1 protein-coding gene and 1 pseudogene are annotated in these 3,104 nt (G+C 41.7%); both read left to right on the forward strand.

Annotated features, from left to right (window positions below; translation table 11 throughout):
• Window positions 1-2,822, forward strand: a 2,822-nt coding sequence (gene gltB / locus AC1DPQ_RS22785) for a glutamate synthase large subunit (RefSeq protein ID WP_477610963.1), incomplete at its 5' end; no start/stop codon positions are given.
• Window positions 2,823-2,825: 3 nt separating this feature from the next.
• Window positions 2,826-3,104, forward strand: a pseudogene (gltD, locus tag AC1DPQ_RS22790) (glutamate synthase); the annotation flags it as partial.

Below are 3,104 nucleotides of genomic sequence, written 5' to 3' on the forward strand. Positions count from 1 at the left end.
GTGTAGCCATTAAACACCCAATCTTAACCAATCAGGAATTAGAAAAGTTAAGAAGTATTGATACAGGTGTTTTCCAGGCGAAAACTTTACAGACTTATTTCAGGGCTGATGGCAAACCGGGCGCTATGGCAAAAGCCTTAGACCGTTTATGCCGTTATGCGGTTGATGCAGTTGAAGATGGTTTCCAGGTAATTGTATTAACTGATAGGGCTATTGACTCTGAGCATGCTGCCATGCCTTCTTTATTGGCGGTTTCTGCTGTACACCATCACTTAATCCGCAAGGGATACCGTGGTGCTGTAGGTATTGTGATCGAGGCTGGTGATATCTGGGAAGTACATCATTTTGCCACATTACTGGGCTTTGGTGTTACGGCGATTAACCCTTACCTGGCTTTAGAAACCATTAATGAGTTTAAAGAAGAATCGGGCTTATCAACAGAGCAGCTTACCAAAAACTATATCTATGCGGTAAATAGCGGTTTACTTAAAATTTTCTCTAAAATGGGAATCTCAACCTTGCAATCATACCAGGGGGCGCAGATTTTCGAGATTTTAGGTTTAAATAAACAAGTAGTGAATACTTATTTCACCGGCGCAGTTTCACGTATTGGTGGTTTAGGACTGGATGAAATTGCAAAAGAAACGTTAATTAAACATCACCGCAGTTTTGGTCCGTTAACAGAAACCGAAAACCTGTTACCAGCAGGTGGAACTTATAAATTCCGCCGTAAAGGTGAAGCGCATTTGTTTAACCCGCAAACCATTCACTTGTTGCAAAACGCAACCCGTAAAAACGATTACAATATTTTCAAACAGTACTCTAAACTGGTGAATGAGCAAACACAACAAGCTTATACCATCCGTGGATTGTTCGAATTTAACTATAGCCGCCCATCGGTACCTTTAAATGAGGTAGAATCAACCGAGGCAATTTTAAAAAGATTTGCAACAGGGGCAATGTCCTTCGGTTCAATTTCTCATGAGGCGCATTCTACTTTAGCGATTGCCATGAACCGTATCGGTGGAAAGAGCAATACCGGAGAGGGTGGTGAAGATGAAATGCGTTATACTAAATTGCCAAATGGCGATAGTATGCGCTCGGCAATTAAACAAGTGGCTTCTGCACGTTTTGGTGTAACCAGTTACTATTTAACCAATGCCGATGAGTTACAGATTAAAATGGCTCAGGGCGCTAAACCAGGAGAAGGTGGTCAATTACCAGGGCACAAAGTGGATGACTGGATTGCAAAAGTTCGTCACTCTACACCAGGCGTTGGTTTAATTTCACCTCCGCCTCACCACGATATTTATTCGATCGAAGATTTAGCACAGTTAATTTTTGATTTGAAAAATGCTAACCGTGCAGCAAGGATCAATGTAAAACTGGTTTCGAAAGCTGGCGTGGGTACTATTGCCGCGGGTGTTGCTAAAGCACATGCCGATGTGATTCTGGTATCTGGTTTTGATGGTGGAACGGGAGCATCTCCTTTAACTTCAATTCAACATGCTGGTTTACCATGGGAGTTAGGCTTAGCAGAAGCACACCAAACTTTGGTAAAAAACAAATTGCGTAACCGTATCGTGTTACAAACAGATGGTCAGCTTAAAACGGGTAGAGATATCGCTATCGCTGCATTATTAGGTGCTGAAGAATGGGGTGTTGCAACAGCAGCCTTGGTAACTTCGGGATGTATTATGATGCGTAAATGCCATTTAAATACTTGTCCGGTTGGCGTAGCAACACAAGATCCGGAATTAAGAAAATTATTTACCGGTGATGCTGACCATGTAGTGAACTTATTTTACTTCCTTGCGGAAGAGTTACGTGAGATTATGGCTGAATTAGGTTTCAGAACGATCCACGAAATGATCGGTCAGGCTGATATTTTAAAAGTACGCGAATTGCCTGCTGAAGACTGGAAATTGAAACACCTTGATTTATCAGCTATATTATATAAAGCTGAAGAAAATGGTTTGCCTTTATTTAATACTGAAGGCCAGGATCATGGTTTGGATCATGTTTTAGATCATAAATTAATTGCCGCTGCACAACCTGCCATTGATCATAACGAACCGGTATTTGCCAGTTTCGATGTAAAAAATACCGACCGTGCACTGGGTACCATGTTATCAAATGAAATTTCGAAAGTTCATTTAGGCCCTGGTTTACCTCCTGACACGATCAACTTTAAATTTGTTGGTTCGGCCGGGCAGAGTTTCGGTGCTTTCAATACCCGTGGGGTAACGTTATCATTAGAAGGTGAAGCGAACGATTACGTAGGTAAAGGATTATCGGGCGCAAGATTGGCCATTTATCCTTTCTCAAACTCAACTTTTATCCCTGAGCAAAATATCATTATCGGTAACGTAGCCCTTTATGGCGCAACTTCTGGTGAGTTATTTGCCCGTGGTAAAGCAGGTGAGCGTTTCGCCGTACGTAACTCTGGTGCAACAGCTGTTGTTGAAGGAGTGGGCGATCACGGTTGCGAATACATGACAGGTGGTGAAGTGTTGATTCTTGGTGATACCGGAAGCAATTTCGCTGCTGGTATGAGTGGTGGTGTAGCCTGGATTTATGATGCCAACGGAACTTTTGCACGCAAATGCAATAAAGAAATGGTTGATCTTGATCCATTACAAGCTGAGGATGAAGAACGCATTTTAGCTTTACTTAAAACGCATATCCGCTTAACGGATAGTAGAGTAGCTGAGTTTATCTTAAGCGACTGGAAAACTCAATCTGCTCATTTCGTAAAAGTATTCCCTAAAGAATATAAAGCAGTTTTAAGCAAACGTAATCAACAAGTAAAAACACACTAGGCCATGGGAAAAGTAACAGGATTTCAAGAATACGATAGAGTTGCGCCCACCAGAGAAGAGGCTGCAACACGAGTAAAACACTATGGGGAATTTTTAAATGAATTGCCCTCAAAAGAATTAAATAATCAAGCTGCCCGTTGTATGGATTGCGGCGTACCTTTCTGCCAATCAGGCTGCCCATTGGGTAACGTGATACCAGAATTTAACGATGCCGTTTATCAGGGTAAATGGGAATTAGCTGCAAATATTTTATTAAGCACCAATAATTTCCCTGAATTTACA

It is taken from the genome of Pedobacter sp. 01T416_2 (assembly GCF_056398925.1).